The following is a 19,838-nucleotide window of genomic DNA, read 5'->3' as shown; positions in this document are numbered from 1 at the left end:
GCCGGTTTCAGCAACCGGCGCGGCGCCGCCACAGCCGGTACTCGCCGCAGAAACCGGCGAGGAACAGCGCCAGGCCGAGCGCCAGCAGGGTCCAGGGCGTCCGCAGCGGGGCGCGCTGGAGCGGCGGTTCACCGTGCAGCAGGACGAAGCATTGCAGCAGCGCCCAGAACATCGCAGCGACGCCGCCAAGCATGGCCAGGCGGCACAACCAGCCGAGCCAGTAGCCTCGGCGCGAGGGCATTTCCGGAAACTTCCCCGACACGTATTCACCTCCACATCCGCCGCCGCACTCTAGCCGAGACGCGGACGGCGGTGTGTCATGCAAGCGCAATAGCGGGGAAAGGCATTCGTCAGGAACAGGCAGCGAGAAGAACTCAGGGCGAAGGCGGCAGGCCCTCCTCGACCCGGCCGAGCCGCTCGTCGGTCCGCTCGATATCGGCGCTGTCCCAGCCGCCGCCCATTGCCGCGATCAACTGGACGCTGGCGGTCAGGCGGCTGCCGAGCAGGGTCAGCACGGTGCGTTCGTTGCTCAGCGCGGTGGCCTGGTTGGTGACCACGTCGGTGTAGTCGACGGTGCCGGCCTTGTACTGGTTCTCGGCCAGGCGCAGTGCCTCGCGGGCCGACTCCAGGGCTTCGCGCTGCACCCCGCTCTCCTCGTCGAGGACGCTCAATTGCACCAGGTAGTCCTCCACCTCGCGGAAACCGTCGAGCACGGTCTGCCGGTAGGTCGCCACGGTCTGGTCGTAGGTCGCCTCGGCCTGGTCCACCTGGGAGCCGATCAGGCCGCCGTCGAACAGGGTCATGGCGAACTGCGGGCCGATCGACCAGAAGCGGTTCGGCGTGCTGATCCAGTTGCTCAGGCTGCCGCTGCGGTAGCCGCCGGCGGCGCTCAGGGTGAGGTCGGGGAAATAGGCGGCCTTGGCCACGCCGATCTGGGCATTGGCGGAAATCACCTTGCGTTCCGCCGAGGCGATGTCCGGCCGTCGTTCGAGCAATTGCGACGGCACCACTGCCGGCAGGTCCGGCAGCTTCGGCACGCTCGCCACCGGCGGCAGGTTGAATTGCGCCGGCGGCAGGCCGACCAGCACGGCGATGGCGTGCTCCAGCTGGGCACGCTGGTACTTCAGGTCGATGGCCTGGGCCTGGGTGCTTTTCAGCTGGGTGCGGGCCTGGGCCACGTCGGCCCTGGTGACGATGCCGGCGCGGTATTTGTTCTCGGCCACCTTCAGCGAACGCTCGTAGGCCGTCACCGTGTCGTTGAGCAGGCGGATCTGTTCGTCCATCACCCGCAGTTGCAGGTAGTTCTGCGCCAGTTGCGACTGCTGGCTGAGGCGCACCGCGGCGAGGTCGGCGGCGCTGGCATGCAGGCTCGCCTGGTTGGCCTCCAGTTGCCGGCGCAGCTTGCCCCAGAGGTCGACCTCCCAGCTGACACTGAGGTTGGTCGAGTAGCTGGTGCTGATCGCGCCAGAGCCGCCGCTGCTCACCGTCGAGCCTCCCGGCAGCAACACGGTGCTATCGCCGCCGCCCTGGCCGCTGCGGGTCTTGCCCGCGTTGCCGGTGATCGACGGGAAGAACGCCGCCCGCGCGCCGCGCACCAGCGCCTCGGCCTGGCGGAACTGCGCCACCGACTGGGCCAGGGTCTGGTTGGAACGTTCCAGGTGCATCTGCAGGTCGTTCAGGGTCTGGTCGCCGTACAGCTCCCACCAGGCGCCGCGCTGGAACACGTCGCGCGGCTCGGCGCGGCGCCAGCCTTCGGCTTCCTTGAATTCGGCGGGCACCGCCAGGTCCGGTCGCTGGTAGTCGGGGCCGATGGCGCAGCCGCCGAGGGCGGCGACCAGGGCCAGGGCAAGCAACGAGGGGGTGTGTTTCATAGGGGTGTCTCCAGCGCACCGTCCGTGCGTACGCCGCGTTTCTGGTTGACCCAGTGGCGCAGGCGGTCGAGATAGAGGTAGACCACCGGGGTGGTGTACAGGGTCAGCAACTGGCTGCCGATCAGCCCGCCGACGATGGTGATGCCCAGCGGCCGGCGCAGCGCGGCGTCGCCGCCGATGCCGAAGATCAGCGGCAAGGCGCCGAGCAAGGCGGCCAGGGTGGTCATCATGATCGGCCGGAAGCGCATCATGCAGGCCTCGAGGATCGCCTCGCGCGGGCTCAGGCCGTGGTTGCGCTCGGCCTCCAGGGCGAAGTCGATCATCATGATCGCGTTCTTCTTGACGATGCCGATCAGCAGGATGATGCCGATCAGCGCGATCAGGCTCAGCTCACTGCGGCAGAGGATCAGCGCGAGCAGCGCGCCGACCCCGGCCGAAGGCAGGGTCGAGAGGATGGTCAGCGGGTGCACGTAGCTCTCGTAGAGGATGCCGAGGACGATGTACACCGCCAGCAGCGCCAGGAGGATCAGCCAGGGCATCTGGTTCTGCGTGTCCTGCACCGCGCCGGCGTTGCCCTCGAAGCTGGTCTGCACGTCCACCGGGATGTGCAGCGGCTCCAGGGCCTGCATGATGGCCTCGCGGGTCGGGCCGATCTGCGCGCCCGGTGCCAGGTTGAAGGACAGCGTGGTGGCGGCGAACTGGCCCTGGTGGTTGACCTCCAGCGGTGCCCGGCTCGGTTCGTAGTGGCTGAACGCGGACAGCGGCACGCGCTGGCCGTCGTTGCCGATCACCTGGACCTGGCGGAGGATCTCCGGGCTCTGCTGGTACTGCTGGTCGACCTCCATCACCACCCGGTACTGGTTCAGCGGGTTGAAGATGGTCGACACCTGGCGCTGGCCGAAAGAGTCGTTGAGCACCGCGTCGACCATTTCCACGTTGATCCCCAGGGTCGCCGCGCGGTCGCGGTCGATCACCAGGCGGGTCTGCACGCCCTTGTCCTGGGAGTCGCTGTTGACGTCCACCAGCTGCGGCAGCTTGCGCATCGCCGCCTCGACCTTCGGCGCCCATTCGCGGAGCAGGGTCAGGTCGTCGCTGCGCAGGGTGAATTCGTACTGCGCGTTGCTGTCGCGGCCGCCCAGGCGCACGTCCTGGCCGGCGTTGAGATAGAGCGCCGCGCCGGGCACCTTGGCGATCCGCTCGCGCAGCCGGGTGAGGACCTTCTCCACCGGGTCGCGCTCGCCGATCGGCTTGAGAGTGACGAAGAACGAACCGGTGTTGCTCGACTGCCAACGGCCGCCACCGATGAAGCCGACTACGTTTTCCACCGCCGGATCGGAAGAGAGGATCTTGCGGTACTCGCCCATCTTCGCGCTCAGGGACTGGAACGAGATGCTCTGGTCGGCCACCGCGTAGCCGCGCAGGCGCCCGGAGTCCTGCTGCGGGAGGAAGCCCTTGGGCACCACCACGAACAACCAGAGGTTCATGGCGATGCAGGCCAGCATGATCACCACCATCAGCCGCGAGTGCTCCAGCGCCCAGCCCAGGCTGGCGCGGTAGCGCAGCATGAAGGCGGCGAAGAAGCGATCGCTGCGCCGCGCCAGGGAAGCGCCTTCGGGCCGTTTCAGCGGACGCAGCAGACGCGCGCAGAGCATCGGCGTGAGGGTCAGGGATACCACCAGGGACACCAGGATCGCCGCCGAGAGAGTCACCGCGAACTCGCGGAACAGCCGTCCGGTGAGGCCACCCATGAGCAGCAGCGGGATGAACACCGCGACCAGCGAGAGCGTCATCGACAGCACGGTGAAACCGACCTGGCGGGCGCCGGTGATCGCCGCCTGGATCGGCGGATCGCCCTCCTCGATGCGTCGGGCGATGTTCTCCACCACCACTATGGCGTCATCCACCACGAAGCCGGTGGCGATGATCAGCGCCATCAGCGACAGGTTGTTCAGGCTGAAGTCGCACAGGTACATGACCGCGAAGGTGCCGATCAGCGAGACCGGCACCGCCAGGCTGGGGATCAGCGTGGCGCGGCCGTTGCGCAGGAACAGGAAGACCACCAGGATCACCAGCGCCACCGAGATCAGCAGGGTCAGCTCGGCCTCTTCCAGCGACGCACGGATCGACGGGCTGCGATCGTCCATCACGTTCAGCTTGACCTGCGGCCCGAGCAGTTCCTGCAACACCGGCAATTGCGCGTGGATGGCGTCGGTGGCCTCGATGATGTTGGCGCCGGGCTGGCGGGTGACGATTAGCAGCACAGCCGGCAGGTCGTCGGAAAAGCCGGCGTTGCGCACGTCCTCCACCGAGTCGCTGACCTTGGCCACGTCGCCGAGGCGCACCGCGGCGCCGTTGTCGGCGTTGTAGTGGATCACCAGCGGCTCGTACTCGCGGGCCTTGCGCAACTGGTCGTTGGCGTCCACCTGCCAGTGCTTGTCGTCCTTCTCGACGGCGCCCTTGGGGCCGTTGCTGTTGGCCGCGGCGATGGCCGTGCGCACGCTGTCCAGGGACAGCCCGTACTGGCTCATGGCATCCGGGTTGAGGTCGACCCGCACCGCCGGCAGCGAGCTGCCGCCGATGCTCACCTGCCCTACCCCCTGCACCTGCGACAGCTTCGGCGCCAGCACAGTCGAGGCGAGGTCGTACATCTCGCCGCGACTCTGGGTCTCCGAGGTCAGGGTGAGGACCATGATCGGCATGTCCGAGGGGTTGGCCTTGCGGTAGCTGGGATTGTTCGGCATACCGCTGGGCAGCAGGCTCATCGCGCCGTTGATCGCCGCCTGCACCTCGCGGGCGGCGCCGTCGATGTCCTTCTCCAGGTCGAACACGAGCACCACGGTGGTCGAGCCCAGCGAACTGCTGGAGGTCATCTCGCTGATCCCGGCGATCCGTCCCAGCGAGCGCTCCAGCGGCGTGGCCACCGACGAGGCCATGGTTTCCGGGCTGGCGCCCGGCAGGCTGGCGCTGACCACGATGGCCGGAAAATCGACGTTGGGCAGCGGCGCCACCGGCAGCAGGCCGAACGACAGGGTGCCGGCCAGCAGCAACGCCAGGGTCAGCAGCGTGGTGGCGACCGGGCGGCGGATGAAGGGCGTGGACAGACTCATCGCCCGGCGTCCCCGTCGAACCCGGCCTCGGTGTTCAGGTCCAGCCCGCGCTGCTTGCGCCAGGCCGCCCAGCGACGGGCCAGGCGGTCGAAGTAGAGATAGATCACCGGGGTGGTGAACAGGGTCAGGACCTGGCTCAGCAGCAGGCCACCGACCATGGTGATGCCCAGCGGCTGGCGCAGCTCGGCGCCGGCGCCGCCGGCGAGCATCAGCGGCAGCGCGCCGAGCAGCGCGGCCATGGTGGTCATCAGGATCGGCCGGAAGCGCAGCAGGCAGGCCTGGTAGATCGCCTCATGGGGCGGCTTGCCTTCGTTGCGCTCGGCGTCGAGGGCGAAGTCGATCATCATGATCGCGTTCTTCTTGACGATGCCGATCAGCAGGATGATGCCGATGATCGCCACGATGCCGATCTCCTGCCCCGCCAGCATCAGCGCCAGCAGCGCGCCGACCCCGGCCGAGGGCAGGGTCGAGAGGATGGTCACCGGATGGATGAAGCTCTCGTAGAGGATGCCCAGGACGATGTACATGGTCACCACCGAGGCGAGGATCAGCAGCAGCGTGTTCGACAGCGAGGCCTCGAAGGCCAGCGCCGCGCCGCGGAAGCTGCCCTGCATGCTCAGCGGCAGCTCCAGGCTGGCCTCGACGCCACGGATCGCCTCGACCGCCTCGCCCAGGGAGTAACCCTTGGCCAGGTTGAACGACAGGGTCGCCGAGGGGAACTGGGCGATATGGTTGATCGCCAGCAGGGTATGCCGCTCCTCCACCTTCGCCAGGCTCGACAGGCGCACCTGGGTGCCGTCGCTGGACGGCACGTAGAGCTGCTCCAGGGCCTGCGGGCCGAGCTGGAACTGCGGCGCCACCTCCAGCACCACGCGGTACTGGGTGGCCTGGGTGAAGATGGTCGAGATCAGCCGCTGGCCGAAGGCGTTGTAGAGCACGCTGTCGATGTCGGAGAGCTTCACGCCGAGGCGCGAGGCGGTGTCGCGGTCGATGTTCAGGTAGGCCTGCAAGCCCTTGTCCTGCCAGTCGCTGGCGACGTCGGCGAGCTGCGGCAACTCCTGCAGCCGCGCCACCAGCTTCGGCACCCACTCGGCGAGCACGTCCGGGTCGGCGTCCTGCAAGGTGAACTGGTACTGGGTGCGGGCGACCCGGTCCTCGATGGTCAGGTCCTGCACCGGCTGCATGTACAGCTTGATCCCGGGCAGGTGGTCGAGTTCGGGCTGCAGGCGCTGGATCACTTCGCTGGCGGTGACGTCGCGCTCGCTGTGCGGCTTGAGGTTGATCAGCAGGCGGCCGGTGTTGAGGGTCGGGTTGCTGCCGTCGACGCCGATGTAGGAGGACAGGCTGGCCACCGCCGGGTCCTTCAGCACCACCTCGGCAAGGGCGCGCTGGCGCTCGGACATGGCCTGGAAGGAGATCGACTGCGGCGCTTCGGCGACGCCCTGGATCACCCCGGTGTCCTGCACCGGGAAGAAGCCCTTGGGCATGGCCAGGTAGAGCAGCGCGGTCAGCGCCAGGGTGGCGATGGCCACCAGCAGGGTCAGCGGCTGGTGCCGCAGGACCACCCGCAGGGCCTTGGCGTATTGTGCGATCAGGCCATCGATGACCCGCCCCGCGGCGCGCGCGAAGCGGCCCTGCTGGTCCTCGTCGATGTGGCGCAGCAGCTTGGCGCTGAGCATCGGCGTAAGGGTCAGGGAGACGAAGCCGGAAATCAGGATCGCCACCGCCAGGGTGATGGCGAACTCGCGGAACAGCCGCCCGGCGACGTCGCCCATGAACAGCAGCGGGATCAGCACGGCGATCAGCGAGAAGGTCAGCGAGATGATGGTGAAGCCGATCTGCTTCGAGCCCTTGAGCGCCGCTTCCAGCGGCGAGTCGCCCTGCTCCAGGTAGCGGGCGATGTTCTCCACCATGACGATCGCGTCGTCGACCACGAAGCCGGTGGCGATGGTCAGCGCCATCAGGGTCAGGTTGTTGATCGAGAAGCCGGACAGGTACATCACGCCGAAGGTGCCGATCAGCGACAACGGCACGGCGAAGCTGGGAATCAGGGTGGCGTAGACGTTGCGCAGGAACAGGAAGGTGACCATCACCACCAGCGCCACCGCCAGCGCCAGCTCGAACTGCACGTCCTTGACCGAGGCGCGGATGGTGGTGGTGCGGTCGGTCAGCACCTGCACGTCGAGATTGCCCGGCAGGGTCGATTGCAGCTGCGGCAGCAGCGCCTTGATCCGGTCGACCACCTCGATCACGTTGGCCCCCGGCTGGCGCTGGATGTTCAGCACCACCGCCGGCAGGTTGTTGGCCCAGGCGGCCAGGCGCACGTTCTCGGCGTCGTCCTCGACGCTGGCGACGTCGCGGATGCGCAGCGGCGAGCCGTTCTTGTAGGCGATGATCAGGTCGCGGTAGGCGTCGGCCGAGCGCAACTGGTCGTTGGCGTCCAGGGTCGAGGCACGGGTCGGGCCGTCGAAGCTGCCCTTGGGGCCGTTGAGGTTGTTGCTGGTCACCGTGCTGCGCAGGTCCTCCAGGCTCAGCCCGGCCGCCGCCAGCGCCGTCGGGTTGGCGCGCACCCGCACCGCCGGGCGCTGGCCGCCGCTGATGCTGACCAGGCCGACCCCGGAGATCTGCGAGATCTTCTGTGCCAGGCGGGTATCCACCAGGTCCTGGATCTGCGGCAGCGGCATGCCGTCGGACATCACCGCCAGGGTCAGGATCGGCGCGTCCGCCGGGTTCACCTTGCTGAACACCGGCTGGTTCGGCAGGTCGTTGGGCAGCAGGCTCTGCGCGGCGTTGATCGCCGCCTGGACCTCCTGCTCGGCGACATCGAGGTTGCTCTGCAGGCTGAATTGCAGGGTGATCACCGAGGCGCCGCCGGAACTGCTGGAAGACATCTCGTTGAGCCCCGGAATCTGCCCGAGCTGGTTCTCCAGCGGCGCGGTGATCGACGAGGTCATGATCTCCGGGCTGGCGCCGGGGTACAGGGTGACCACCTGGATGGTCGGGTAGTCCACTTCCGGCAACGCCGAGATCGGCAGGAAGCGGTAGGCGATCAGGCCCGAGAGCAGGATCGCCACCATCAGCAGGGTGGTCGCGACCGGCCGCAGGATGAACGGGCGGGACGGGTTCATTCAGCGCTCCCGCTACCCACCGAGTCGCCCTGGAGGCCGCTGGGGCGGCCAGTCTGCGGTTTCTGCGGCTCGCCCTCGAGGACCTGCGGGGAGGCCTCGGCGACACGCACTTCCATACCGTCGCGCAGGCGGTCGGTGCCTTCCACCACCACCTGCTCGCCGGCCTTCAGGCCGCTTTCCACCACCACCCGCTCGTTCTCGCTGGTGCCGATGGCGACGCTGCGCTGGCTGACCTTGTTGTCGGCGCCGACCACGTACACATAGATACCGTTGGTGCCGCGCTGCACGGCGTTGGCCGGAATGGTCAGCACGCCCTTGAGGGTCTGCGCCAGCAGGCGCACGTTGACGAACTGGTTGGGGAACAGCTTGCCGTCGGCGTTCTCGAAGCGCGCCTTGAGCTTGACCGTGCCGGTGGTGGTGTCGATCTGGTTGTCCAGGGTGGTCAGGGTGCCTTCGGCGAGAACCGTGTCCTGGTTGCGGTCCAGCGCGGTGACCGTCAGTTTGCCGGGGCCGTTCATCTGCTCGACGACGGTGCCGATCTGCTGCTGCGGCAGGCTGAACACCACCGAGATCGGCTTGACCTGGGTGATCACCACCAGCGGCGTGGTATCGCCGCTGGTGACCAGGTTGCCGATGTCCACCTGGCGCAGGCCGAGGCGCCCGGAAATCGGTGCGCGGACCTCGGTGAAGGTCAGGTTGAGGCGGGCGTCGTCGACCTGGCCCTGGTTGGTACGGATGGTGCCCTGCAACTGGCGGACCTGGGCTTCCTGGGTATCCAGGGTCTGCTTGGCGATCGAGTCCTCGGCGTACAGCCCCTTGTAGCGCTGCAGGTCGATCTCGGCGTTCTTCAGTTGCGCCTGGTTCTGCATCAGCGTGCCCTCGGCCTGGGCCAGCGCCGCCTTGTAGGTACGCGGGTCGACCACCGCCAGCAGGTCGCCGGCCTTGACCTCCTGCCCCTCCTGGAACAGCACCTTGACCAGCTCGCCGTTGACCCGCGGCTTGACGTTCACCGTGTTGAAGGCGGTGACGGTGCCAAGCGCGTTGAAATGCAGCGCCAGGTCGCCCTGCTCCACCCTGGCCACGCCGACGGTGAGCGCGTTGGCCTTGGGCAGCGCGGCGCCCGGCTTGCCGCCGCGACCGGGTCGCCCGTCGGAGGACGGTGCCGAGGCGGGCGCCGCCAGCCACATCACCAGGCCGATCACGGCGGCGAAGGCCAGGGCGGTGATCAGCCACGGGCGCAGGGTACGGAACTTGGATTTACCGGTCGTTGGAGTCATGGTTCTTCTTCAGGCTTAGAACGGAGGCGCTTTTTCCAGGCTGCACGATAAGCATTGCGGGGGCCCAGGCAAAGCCTCTTTACCCGCTATTTACCCTTGCTTTACCGATAGTTAGGCATTCCGCCCGCATGCTTCGGCGAGCCACCCGCAGCCTGGCACCAGGCTATGACAACAAACGGCTTGCTCCGTTACGGGCGAAGGCTTGAAATAGAGCGTCCTGCACTCGCCCACTCCGCAATCGGCCAGGGACGCACAGATGATCGACCCGTTGAAACACCGCTTCGCGGCGCTCCGCAGCCGCGCCGAATTCCACTCCTTGCGCTACGTCCAGCGTAGCGGCGAGTACCTCTCGGTGCGCCGCAACGTCAGCGAACCGCCGCACTTCAGCCAGGACCGCGGCGCCATGCTCTGCGTACGGCTGAACGGCGTGGAAGCCTACGCCGCCACCAACGATCTCTCCGCGGCCGGCCTGCAGGCCGCCCTGGAGCAGGCCGAGCGGCAAGCCGAGCGGATCGCCCGGCACGCCCTGTTCGACGTCCGCGGATTGCCGCCGGCAAGCGGCCGCTCGCAGTATCGCTCGCCGAACCAGGACGCCCCTTTCCCCTCCCTCGCCGAGTGCTACGAACTGCTCGCCGAGGAGTCCGCCAAGGTGCCGCGCGACGAGCGCCTGGTGAACTGGAGCGTATTCCTCGAAGTCAGCCGCCAGGAACAGCTCTACCTGAACAGCGCCGGCGCCGAGCAATACCACGAGCAGCGCTTCGTCTATCCCGGCGCCAGCGTCACCGCCTACGACGGCCATGACAGCCAGACCCGCAGTTTCGGCGGCCACCATGCCGGCCAGCAGGGCGGCGCCGAAGTGATCGAGCGCCTCGGCCTGGTCGGCGCCGCGCCGCGCATCGCCGACCAGGCCCTGCAACTGCTGGCGGCGCCGAACACCCCGAGCGGCCGTTGCGACCTGCTGCTGATGCCGGACCAGATGATCCTGCAGATCCACGAGTCGATCGGCCACCCGCTGGAGCTGGATCGCATCCTCGGCGACGAGCGCAACTACGCCGGTACCAGCTTCATCAAGACCGAGGACTTCGGTCGCTACCAGTACGGCTCCAGCCTGCTCAACGTCAGCTTCGACCCGGAAATCCCCGAGGAGCTGGCCAGCTACCGCCAGGACGACGACGGCAGCCCCGCGCGCAAGGAATACCTGATCCGCGAAGGCCGCCTGCTGCGCCCGCTCGGCGGCGCCCTGTCGCAACACCGCAGCGGCCTGGAGGGCGTCGCCAACAGCCGCGCCAGCAGTTGGAACCGCGCGCCCATCGACCGCATGGCCAATCTCAACCTGGAGCCCGGCGACAAGAGCTTCGCGCAGCTGGTGGGCGGTATCGAGCGCGGGGTGCTGATGTCCTACAACCGCTCCTGGTCGATCGACGACGCACGCAACAAGTTCCAGTTCGGCTGCGAATGGGGCCAGTTGATCGAGGACGGCGAACTCAAGGGCGTGGTGAAGAACCCCAACTACCGGGGCATCTCCGCGCAGTTCTGGCGCAACCTCAGCGCGGTGGGCGACGCCGGCACCTTCGAGGTGCTCGGCACCCCCTACTGCGGCAAGGGCGAGCCGAACCAGGTGATCCGTGTCGGCCACGCCTCGCCGGCCTGCGTATTCAGCGATGTGGACGTATTCGGGGGAGACGCCTGATGCACCAGAGACAGCATTTCGAAGCCCTCGCCGAGGACCTGCGCCGACACCTGGCCGAGGGCGAGGACTTCACCCTCTGGTACAGCGCCGAGGACTCCGAGTTCATCCGCTTCAACCGGGCGCGGGTGCGCCAGGCCGGTCGGGTGCGCCAGGCCAGCGCGCTGCTCCGGCTGATCCGCGACGAACGCCAGGCGAGCCTCGACCTGACGCTCTCCGGCGCGCCGGAAGAAGACCGCCAGCGTCTGGTCGAAGGCCTTCGGCAACTGCGCCAGAGCCTGGCCTGGATTCCCGCCGATCCCTATCTGCTGCTCGACACCTCGGCCTGGCAGCGAGAGAACCAGGACCTCGGCGCAGCGCCCGACAGCGGCGCGCTGCTGGCCAGCCTCGAACGCCGGGCGCGCGACCTCGACCTGGTCGGCATCTATGCCGCCGGACCGCTGTTCCGTGGCTTCGCCAACTCCTGGGGCGCCTTCGGCTGGCATGCCGGCAGCAGCTTCAACTTCGACTGGAGCCTGTTCCATGGCAACGGCCAGGCGGTGAAGGCCGACTACGCCGGCCAGCGCTGGGACGACGAAGCCTTCGCCCGGCGCTTCGAACAGGCCCGGGAGCAGCTCGGCCACCTGGGCAAGCCGCTGCGCCAGTTGCGCCCCGGCGACTATCGCGCCTACCTGGCGCCGGCGGCGCTCGAGGAAGTCATGCAGATGCTCTGCTGGGGCGGTTTCTCCGCGCGCGCCCTGGCTACCGGCGAAAGCCCCCTGCAACGCCTGCAGAACGGCGACGCCCTGCTCAGCCCGCTGCTGAACCTCGCCGAGCGCCCTGCCACCTCGCCCTCCCCGGCATTCAGCGCGGAAGGCTCGCCGCGCGCCGAGGTCGAACTGGTCGGCAACGGCCGCCTGAGCGGACGCCTGGTGAGTTCGCGCAGCGCCCGCGAATACGGCCTGGTAGCCAATGGCGCCGGCGCCAACGAGGCGCCCACGGCGCTGGACATGGCCGGCGGCAGCCTGGAGCAGGCGCGCATCCTCGAGGCCCTGGATACCGGCCTGTACATCGGCAACCTGTGGTACCTGAACTACTCGGACATGCCCGCCGCGCGCCTGACCGGAATGACCCGCTTCGCCACCTTCTGGGTGGAGAACGGCCAGATCCGGGCACCGGTCAGCACCATGCGCTTCGACGACAGCCTGTACAGCTTCCTCGGCGCCCACCTGGAAGACCTCAGCCACGAGCGCGAACTGCGCCTGTCCAGCAATACCTACGGCGAACGCCAGACCGACTCGACGCACCTGCCGGGCGCGCTGACCGGGCGCTTCACCCTCACGCTCTGAGCCCGCGCGGCGCTCCCGGGCGGCGAGCCGCCGGGGGGCGCCTGGTGCGCAATCCGAAGATCCCCCGCCGATATTCCGGCGCCATTATCACGCCACCATAAACGGACCGACTCCCTCCTCGTTATCCACTCTGGTGACACACGCCCGAGAGGAACCCACCGCACGCATATCCCATTCGGTACACGGAGGTGAAGCTATGCCCGCTTTGAGTCGTCGTTCGTTCGTGACCCTGACCGCCCTGGCCTCCAGCAGCATCCTGCTGAGCCCGCGAGCCTTCGCCGGGAGCGGCGCGACAAGCGCCGCCGGCAAGCCGCAAGAGACCTTCCTGGATTTCAACGAAAGCCCCTACGGCCCCTCCGCCAAGGCCAGGGCCGCCATGCAGCGGGCGGCCGCGCTCTGCGGTCGCTACGACTACGACGCGCAGGACGCCCTGGTCGGCCTGTTCGCCAAGCAGAACGGCATCCCCGCCGAATGCGTGCACGCCTACTGCGGCTCGCGCCAGCCGCTGCAATACGCCGTCGCGGCGTTCACCGGCAAGGAGCGCGGCCTGGTCATCGCCGATCCCTCCTACGACTCCGTGGTTGGCGCCGCCCAGGCCCAAGGGGCGAAGGTCGCTGCCGTGCCGCTGGACGCCGAGGCGGCCCACGACATCGAGCGCATGCTCGCCGCCGCGCAACGCGACGCCGGGCTGATCTATATCTGCAACCCGAACAACCCGACCGGCACCCTCACCCCGCACGAGCGGATCGTCAGGGCGATCGAACGCAAGCCCGAGCGCAGCGTGGTGCTGGTCGACGAGGCGTATATCCATTTTTCCGACGCACCCAGCGTCGTTGGCCTGGCCGTCCAGCGCCAGGATGTGCTGGTCCTGCGTACCTTCTCGAAACTCTACGGGATGGCCGGCGCCCGGCTCGGCCTGGCCATCGGGCATCCGCAGCTGCTGGCGCGGCTGGAGCGCTTCGGCGGCCACAACGTGGTGCCCTCGCCAACCGCCCACGCCGGGCTGGAAAGCCTGCGTGACGACGACCTGGTGCCACGGCGCAAGCAGCAGAACGCAGAGGTCCGCGAGCGCACCATCGCCTGGCTGCGCCAGCAGGGCTTCCGCTGCACCGCCTCACAGTCCAACTGTTTCATGGTGGATATGCGCCGTCCCGCCGAGCTGGTCATCGCCGAACTGGAGAAACAGCGGGTGCACGTCGGCCGCCCGTGGGCCTCCTGGCCCAACTGGGTCCGCGTGACGGTAGGCAGCGAGGAAGAGATGCAGGCGTTCCGGAGCGCCTTCGCCAGCGTCAGCCGGCGCCACCAGGTCGCCATGCGCTAGCGCTGCGTCTCTGCGACGCAGGGCGGATGACCGCGCCGCGATTATCCGCCCTGCTCATGGCCCGAGGCGAGCAGCCAAGGGATTCGGGTTCGCCCGTTACCAGCCAGCCTGGCTGACAGTCATGGGACGAAGCGGGTTGGCCGTGGGGCTCAGAGAGCCGCCAGGGCCGCCGCGTAGTTCGGCTCGTCGGCGATTTCGCCGACCAGTTCGCTGTGCAGCACCTTGTTCTGCTCGTCGAGCACCACCACGGCGCGCGCGGCCAGGCCGGCCAGCGGGCCGCTGGCGATGGCCACGCCATAGTTCTCGAGGAACTCGCGACCGCGCAGGGTCGACAGGTTGACTACGTTCTCCAGGCCTTCCGCGCCGCAGAAGCGCTTCTGCGCGAACGGCAGGTCGGCGGAGATGCACAGCACCACGGTGTTGGCCAGCTTGCCGGCCTCGACGTTGAACTTGCGCACCGAGGTGGCGCAGGTCGGGGTGTCGACGCTGGGGAAGATGTTCAGCACCTTGCGCTTGCCGGCGAAGTTTTCCAGGGTCACGTCGGCGAGGTCGCCGCCGACCAGGCTGAAGGCCGGAGCCTGGGCGCCTTTCTGCGGGAGCTGGCCATCGACGTTGACCGGGTTGCCCTTGAGAGTCACTTGAGCCATTGCGTTGATCCTTCTAGTCAGTGAGAAGCCGCCGGCCCTGTGGCCGGCGGCGGAAGCATTCGGGGCCGGCGACGATGCTAGCACGCTTTACCCGAGCGAAAACCTCGGGTTTGAGCGTCGCCGTCCCCCGAGGCTCAACTCCTGGCCTTGGCGAAATACTCCCGGGTCAGGCGGAACACCACCGGACTCAGCAGCAGCAAGGCGATCAGGTTGGGAATCGCCATCAGCGCGTTGAGGGTATCCGCCACCAGCCAGGCGAAGTCCAGCTGGGTCATGGCGCCGAACGGAATCGCCAGGGTCCAGACGATCCGGAACGGCAGGATCGCCCGGGTGCCCGCCAGGTACTCCCAGCAGCGCTCGCCGTAGTAGCTCCAGCCGAGGATGGTGGTATAGGCGAACACCACCAGGGCCAGCGACAGGATGTAGTGGCCGACGCCCGGCATCGCCGCCTCGAACGCCGCCGAGGACAGCGCCGCGCCGCTGGCGCCGCTGGTCCAGACGCCCGAGGTGATGATCGCCAGGCCGGTCAGGCTGCAGATGATCAGGGTATCGATGAAGGTGCCGAGCATACCGATCAGGCCCGAACGCACCGCGCTATGGGTCGTGCCGGCGGCCTGGGCGATGCCGGCGGTGCCGAGGCCGGCCTCGTTGGAGAAGATCCCGCGTGCGACGCCGAAACGGATTGCCGCCATCACCGCTGCGCCGGCGAAGCCGCCGGTGGCGGCGATCGGCGTGAAGGCGTGGGTGAAGATCAGTTGGAACGCGCCGGGAATCGCCTCGGCATGGACCACCAGGACGATCACCGAGGCGACGATGTAGCCGACGCACATGAAGGGCACCAGGGCTTCGGCGACCTTGCCGATACGGCGGATGCCGCCAAGGATCACCAGCCCGGTGACGAGCATGGTGGCGACCCCGGTGACCCAGTCGGGCACGCCGAAGGAAACCTCCAGGGCATCGGCCATGCTGTTGACCTGGACCATGTTGCCGATACCGAAGCCGGCGAGCCCGCCGAACAGCGCGAAGGCCGCGCCGAGCCAGGCCCAGCGCTTGCCCAGACCGTTCTTGATGGCATACATCGGACCGCCGACGTGTTCGTTGCGCTCATCCTTCTCGCGGTAGTGCACCGCCAGCACCACTTCGGAGAACTTGGTGGCCATTCCCACCAGCGCGGTGCACCACATCCAGAACAGCGCGCCCGGGCCGCCGAGGAAGATCGCCGTGGCCACCCCGGCGATGTTGCCGGTACCGACGGTGGCCGCCAGGCAGGTCATCAGCGCCTGGAACGGGCTGATCTCGCCGCTGCTCTCGTCATCCTTGCTACGCCCCTGCCAGAGCAGGCGAAAGCCGACTCCCAGGCGCACCAGGGGCATGAACTTCAACCCCAGCATCAGGTACAGGCCGGTGCCGAGAATCAGCACCAGCATCAACGGCCCCCAGACCACGCCGTTCAGGTCGACCACCCACTTCTGCAAGCTTTCCATCAGCGATCCTTATTCTTGTTCGAATGAATGCGGCCTGGCGGCAGCGGGCATCCGGAACTCGGACGAACATCCCTGCTCGACAGGCCAAGGCTGCCGATCCTAACGAGGTTCTCTCGGCGAAATCGAGAAAAATCTTCGCCCGGAAAGCCTGCGTCTCATTGCGTCTCGCCGGCCGCCTGGCGACCGAACAGTTCCACCAGCCAGTCGACGAACACCCTCACCCGCGGCGACAACTGGCGCTGCGAGGGATACACGGCATGCAGCGGCAGCGGTGGCGGCAACCATTCTCCGAGCACTTGTCGGAGGCTACCGTCGGCCAGACCGGCGGCGACGTGATAGTGCGGCGCCTGGATCAGCCCGAGCCCGGCCCGGCAGGCGGCGACGTAGGCATCGGCGTTGTTGACGCTGACCCGGCTGCGCATCGGCAACGTGCGCAGACGCCCGTCGACGCTGAACTCGAAGTCGAAGGTACGCCCGCTGGAAGGCGACTGGTAGTTCACCGCGAGGTGCCCGCCGAGCTCGGCGAGCTGCCGCGGATGGCCATGACGCTCCAGGTAGGCGGCGCTGGCGCAGGTCACCTGCGGCAGGTCGGCCAGGTGCCGGCCGACCAGGCTGGAATCGTGCAGCTCGCCGACCCGCAGCACGCAGTCCGCGCCCTCGCGCAGCAGGTCGACCAGGCGATCGTTGCTGCTCAACTGCAGCTCCAGTTCCGGGTAGCGCTCGCAGAACTCCGGCAGGAACGGAATCACCCGCATCCGCCCCAGTGCGCCCGGCAGGTCGACCCGCAAGCGCCCGCGCGGGTTGTTCAGGACGCGTGGAAAGCAGCTTTCCGCCTCCTCCAGGTCCGCCAGCAGGCGCACGCAACGCTCGTAGTAGGCCTGCCCGTCGAGGGTCAGGCTGACCTGGCGGGTGGTGCGCTGCAGCAACTGCACGCCAAGGTGCGCCTCCAGTTGCTGGATCGCCTGGGTCACGCTGGCGCGCGGCAGCTCCAGGCTGTCCGCGGCCTTGCCGAAGGCGCCCAGCTCGACGATGCGGGTGAAGGCCTGCATGGCCTGGAAACGATCCATCGGACACCCTCGATTATTTGGAAAATACGAATGGTAAAACCGTAATTATGGGCTTTATCCAGACCAATGCAGAGCGAAGAATGACGACGTTTTCCTTCCCTCCCGCGAGGCTCGACACATGAAAACCCGTCAACTCGGCCACAACGGCCCATCCGTCTCCGCCATCGGCCTCGGCTGCATGGGCATGACCGACTTCTACACCACCGGCGGCGACCGCCAGGAGGCCATCGCCACCCTGCATCGCGCCGTGGAACTCGGGCTGAACTTCTTCGATACCGCCGACATGTACGGCCCGCACAGTAACGAGGAACTGCTCGGCGAGGCCCTGCGCGGCAAACGCGAGCAGGTGTTCCTGGCCAGCAAGTTCGGCATCGTCCGCGACCCTGCCAATCCCCGGGCGCGCGGCGTCGACGGCAGCCCGGCGTACATCCGCCGCGCCATCGAAGGCAGCCTGAAGCGCCTCGGTACCGACCGCCTGGACCTGTACTATCAGCACCGCATGGACCCGCAGGTACCCATCGAGGACAGCGTCGGCGCCCTCGCCGACCTGGTGAAGGCCGGCAAGATCCGCCACATCGGTCTCAGCGAAGCCTCGGCGGAAACCCTCGAGCGTGCCCACCGGGTGCACCCGATCAGCGCGTTGCAGAGCGAGTACTCGCTGTGGACTCGCGATCCGGAGGACACCGGGGTGCTCGCCGCCTGCCGTCGCCTGGGCATCGCCTTCGTCCCCTACAGCCCGCTGGGCCGAGGTTTCCTTACCGGCACCCTGAAGCGCCCGGAAGACTTCGCCGCCGACGACTACCGTCGTTTCAGCCCGCGCTTCCAGGGCGAGAACTTCGCGAAGAACCTGAAGCTGGTGGACAAGGTCGGCGAACTGGCCGCGGCCAAGGGCGTGAAACCCTCGCAACTGGCGCTGGCCTGGGTGCTGGCGCAGGGCGATGACCTGATCCCGATTCCCGGCACCAAGCAGCGGCGCTACCTGGAGGAGAACGTCGCCGCGACGGAATTGCGCCTGAGCGCGGCGGAACTGGCCGAGCTGGATGCGATCTTCCCCGCCGAGGCGGTCGCCGGCAGTCGCTATAGCGAGGAAGGCATGCGCCTGGTCAATCTCTGAGACAGTGAAGCTGCGGTCACGTCCCCGTATGCCGGAGCCTGGTTGTAGGGCGAATCACCGCTTGCGGTTATCCGCCGCTTATCCGGGGTTTCGGCGGATACCGCCTGTGGTGGTATCCGCCCTACGGGTCTCTATCGCTCGCAATTTCCTGGCTGCCTACACGGCGGGAAAACGACGAGGGGGCGGCCGCCATCGGCAACCGCCCCGCTCCCCTCGGCGCCAGGCGAACCTCAGGGCGTCCACCAGTAGCGCACCACGTGGAAGAAGATCGGCGCGGCGAAGCACACCGAGTCCAGGCGGTCGAGCATGCCACCGTGGCCTTCGATCATGTGCCCCCAGTCCTTGACCCCACGGTCGCGCTTGATCGCCGACATCACCAGGCCGCCGAAGAAGCCCAGCAGGTTGATCAGCAGCGCGATCAGCGCCGCCTGCCAGAGGTTGAACGGGGTGATCCACCACAGCGAGGCGCCGATGGCGGTGGCCAGGGCGATGCCGCCGACGAAGCCTTCGACGGTCTTCGACGGCGACAGGTTGGGAGCGATCTTGCGCTTGCCGAACAGCTTGCCGCAGATGTACTGCATCACGTCGGAGAGCTGCACGACGATCACCAGGTAGGCGATCAGCAGCAGGTTGCGCCCCTCGAAGCCGGGGATGTCGAGGGTCAGCAGCGCCGGCACGAAGGAGATACAGAACACCGCCAGCATCAGGCCCCACTGCACTTTCGAGGCGCGTTCGAGGAAGTGCTTGGTGTCGCCGCCCAGCGAGGCGAGGATCGGCAACAGCAGGAACACGTACACCGGGATGAAGATCGAGAACATGCTGTACCAGTCGATGTAGATCAGCAGGTACTGCATCGGCAGCACGAAGTAGAACGCCGCCACCAGCGCCGGGTAGTCGCTGCGCCGGGTCGGGGTGAGGGTGATGAACTCGCGCAGGGCGTAGAACGACACGCCATAGAACAGCAGGATCACCGCCGCCTGGCCAAGCCAGAAGGCGAAACCGATCACCAGGACCATCGCCCACCAGGCGTTGATCCGTGCGTTCAGGTTGTCGATCACCGCGTTCGGGCCGGGACCGGCGCGCCACTTGAGGACGAAGCCGACCAGCGAGGCGAGCAGCAGCAGCGCGCCGATCCCGCCGAAGAGCATCCAGGTCTGTTCGTTCATCTCAGGCCTCCTCTTCCGGCGCCAGGTCCAGCAGGGCCATGCGCGCTCGTTCGAGGAACGCCTCCTTGCCTTCTTCCGCCGTGGCGACCAGCGGCTTGCCGAAGCTCAGGGTGCAGAGCAGCGGCAACGGCAGCATGCGGCCCTTGGGCATGACCCGGTTGAGGTTGGCCAGCCAGACCGGCACCAGCTCGACGTCCGGGTGGGCCAGGGACAGGTGGTAGATACCGCTCTTGAATGGCAACAGCTTGACCTCGTCGTCCAGGTTGCGGGTGCCCTCGGGGAAGATGATCAGCGAATCGCCGCCGTCCAGGGCGCGGTCGAGGGGTTCGAGCGGATTGGCATTGGCCTCGCTGCGCTGGCGGTCGACCAGCACGCCGTTGAACACCTTGTTGATCACGTAGCTGCGCAGGCCGGCCTTGTTCCAGTAGTCGGCGCCCGCCACCGGCCGGGTACGCCGCCGCACCTCCGGCGGCAGCGAGGCCCAGAGCAGGACGAAGTCGCCATGGCTGCTGTGGTTGGCGTAATAGATGCGTTGCTTGGGGATCGGCGTGGTGCCCAGCCAGAGGCTGCGCAAGCCGGTGATGGCGCGGGCGCCGGCGATGATGCCATAGGCGACGACTGATTCGAGCATGGGAAGACTC

General features: G+C 67.8%; 14 protein-coding genes. 4 read left to right on the top strand and 10 right to left on the bottom strand.

What is annotated here, in order from left to right; translation table 11 throughout:
* Positions 1 to 7: 7 nt before the first annotated feature.
* The 5 genes from AT700_RS12380 to muxA all read right to left on the bottom strand — a co-directional run bounded on the left by AT700_RS12380 (position 8) and on the right by muxA (position 9,383).
* Complete coding sequence (locus tag AT700_RS12380; RefSeq protein WP_003113319.1) at positions 8 to 241, bottom strand: hypothetical protein; 234 nt, start codon at positions 239 to 241, stop codon at positions 8 to 10.
* Between the two features lie 133 nt (positions 242 to 374).
* On the bottom strand, positions 375 to 1,871 hold the full coding sequence (opmB, locus tag AT700_RS12375) for a multidrug efflux RND transporter outer membrane subunit OpmB (RefSeq protein ID WP_003116859.1): 1,497 nt from the start codon (positions 1,869 to 1,871) through the stop codon (positions 375 to 377).
* The gene (gene muxC, locus AT700_RS12370) at positions 1,868 to 4,978 is read right to left on the bottom strand and encodes a multidrug efflux RND transporter permease subunit MuxC (protein WP_003089914.1); all 3,111 of its coding nucleotides are present in this window, start codon (positions 4,976 to 4,978) and stop codon (positions 1,868 to 1,870) included. The genes opmB and muxC overlap by 4 nt, the downstream gene beginning before the upstream one ends.
* Positions 4,975 to 8,106 (bottom strand): multidrug efflux RND transporter permease subunit MuxB, encoded by a 3,132-nt coding sequence (gene muxB / locus AT700_RS12365; protein WP_003089920.1) that lies wholly within the window; start codon positions 8,104 to 8,106, stop codon positions 4,975 to 4,977. Before muxB ends, muxC begins: the two co-directional genes overlap by 4 nt.
* Positions 8,103 to 9,383 (bottom strand): multidrug efflux RND transporter periplasmic adaptor subunit MuxA, encoded by a 1,281-nt coding sequence (gene muxA, locus AT700_RS12360; protein ID WP_048521075.1) that lies wholly within the window; start codon positions 9,381 to 9,383, stop codon positions 8,103 to 8,105. Before muxA ends, muxB begins: the two co-directional genes overlap by 4 nt.
* A gap of 256 nt (positions 9,384 to 9,639) precedes the next feature.
* On the opposite strand from muxA, the gene AT700_RS12355 reads away from it, so the two are divergent.
* The 3 genes from AT700_RS12355 to AT700_RS12345 all read left to right on the top strand — a co-directional run bounded on the left by AT700_RS12355 (position 9,640) and on the right by AT700_RS12345 (position 13,719).
* Entirely contained in the window at positions 9,640 to 11,073 is a 1,434-nt protein-coding gene (locus AT700_RS12355) for a TldD/PmbA family protein (protein WP_003131289.1), read from the top strand.
* Complete coding sequence (locus tag AT700_RS12350; protein ID WP_048521074.1) at positions 11,073 to 12,398, top strand: TldD/PmbA family protein; 1,326 nt, start codon at positions 11,073 to 11,075, stop codon at positions 12,396 to 12,398. Before AT700_RS12355 ends, AT700_RS12350 begins: the two co-directional genes overlap by 1 nt.
* 196 nt (positions 12,399 to 12,594) lie before the next feature.
* A complete protein-coding gene (locus tag AT700_RS12345) occupies positions 12,595 to 13,719 on the top strand; it encodes a pyridoxal phosphate-dependent aminotransferase (protein ID WP_003113323.1) in 1,125 nt (374 codons plus the stop codon).
* A gap of 149 nt (positions 13,720 to 13,868) precedes the next feature.
* Here the strand turns inward: AT700_RS12345 and tpx are convergent, their stop codons facing one another.
* The 3 genes from tpx to AT700_RS12330 form a co-directional block, all read right to left on the bottom strand.
* Positions 13,869 to 14,366: a thiol peroxidase gene (gene tpx / locus AT700_RS12340; protein ID WP_003089950.1), complete on the bottom strand. Its 498-nt coding sequence runs from the start codon at positions 14,364 to 14,366 to the stop codon at positions 13,869 to 13,871.
* A gap of 134 nt (positions 14,367 to 14,500) precedes the next feature.
* Positions 14,501 to 15,850, bottom strand: coding sequence for an alanine/glycine:cation symporter family protein (locus AT700_RS12335; protein WP_003113324.1), 1,350 nt, complete (start codon positions 15,848 to 15,850; stop codon positions 14,501 to 14,503).
* A gap of 155 nt (positions 15,851 to 16,005) precedes the next feature.
* Positions 16,006 to 16,917 (bottom strand): LysR family transcriptional regulator, encoded by a 912-nt coding sequence (locus tag AT700_RS12330; protein WP_033887206.1) that lies wholly within the window; start codon positions 16,915 to 16,917, stop codon positions 16,006 to 16,008.
* A gap of 118 nt (positions 16,918 to 17,035) precedes the next feature.
* Between AT700_RS12330 and AT700_RS12325 the strand changes: the two genes are divergently transcribed.
* Complete coding sequence (locus tag AT700_RS12325) at positions 17,036 to 18,031, top strand: aldo/keto reductase (RefSeq protein WP_003113326.1); 996 nt, start codon at positions 17,036 to 17,038, stop codon at positions 18,029 to 18,031.
* A gap of 230 nt (positions 18,032 to 18,261) precedes the next feature.
* Here AT700_RS12325 and AT700_RS12320 read toward each other — a convergent pair whose 3' ends face one another.
* Together AT700_RS12320 and AT700_RS12315 are read right to left on the bottom strand one after the other, a co-directional pair.
* Positions 18,262 to 19,197: a phosphatidate cytidylyltransferase gene (locus AT700_RS12320; RefSeq protein WP_003089962.1), complete on the bottom strand. Its 936-nt coding sequence runs from the start codon at positions 19,195 to 19,197 to the stop codon at positions 18,262 to 18,264.
* Position 19,198: 1 nt separating this feature from the next.
* Positions 19,199 to 19,828, bottom strand: a complete 630-nt coding sequence (locus AT700_RS12315; RefSeq protein ID WP_003113327.1) for a lysophospholipid acyltransferase family protein — start codon at positions 19,826 to 19,828, stop codon at positions 19,199 to 19,201.
* Positions 19,829 to 19,838 lie beyond the last annotated feature (10 nt).

It is taken from the genome of Pseudomonas aeruginosa, assembly GCF_001457615.1.
Classification (GTDB): domain Bacteria; phylum Pseudomonadota; class Gammaproteobacteria; order Pseudomonadales; family Pseudomonadaceae; genus Pseudomonas; species Pseudomonas aeruginosa.
Note: the sequence above shows the minus strand (reverse complement) of the source record. Positions and strands in the feature narration are given on the sequence as shown.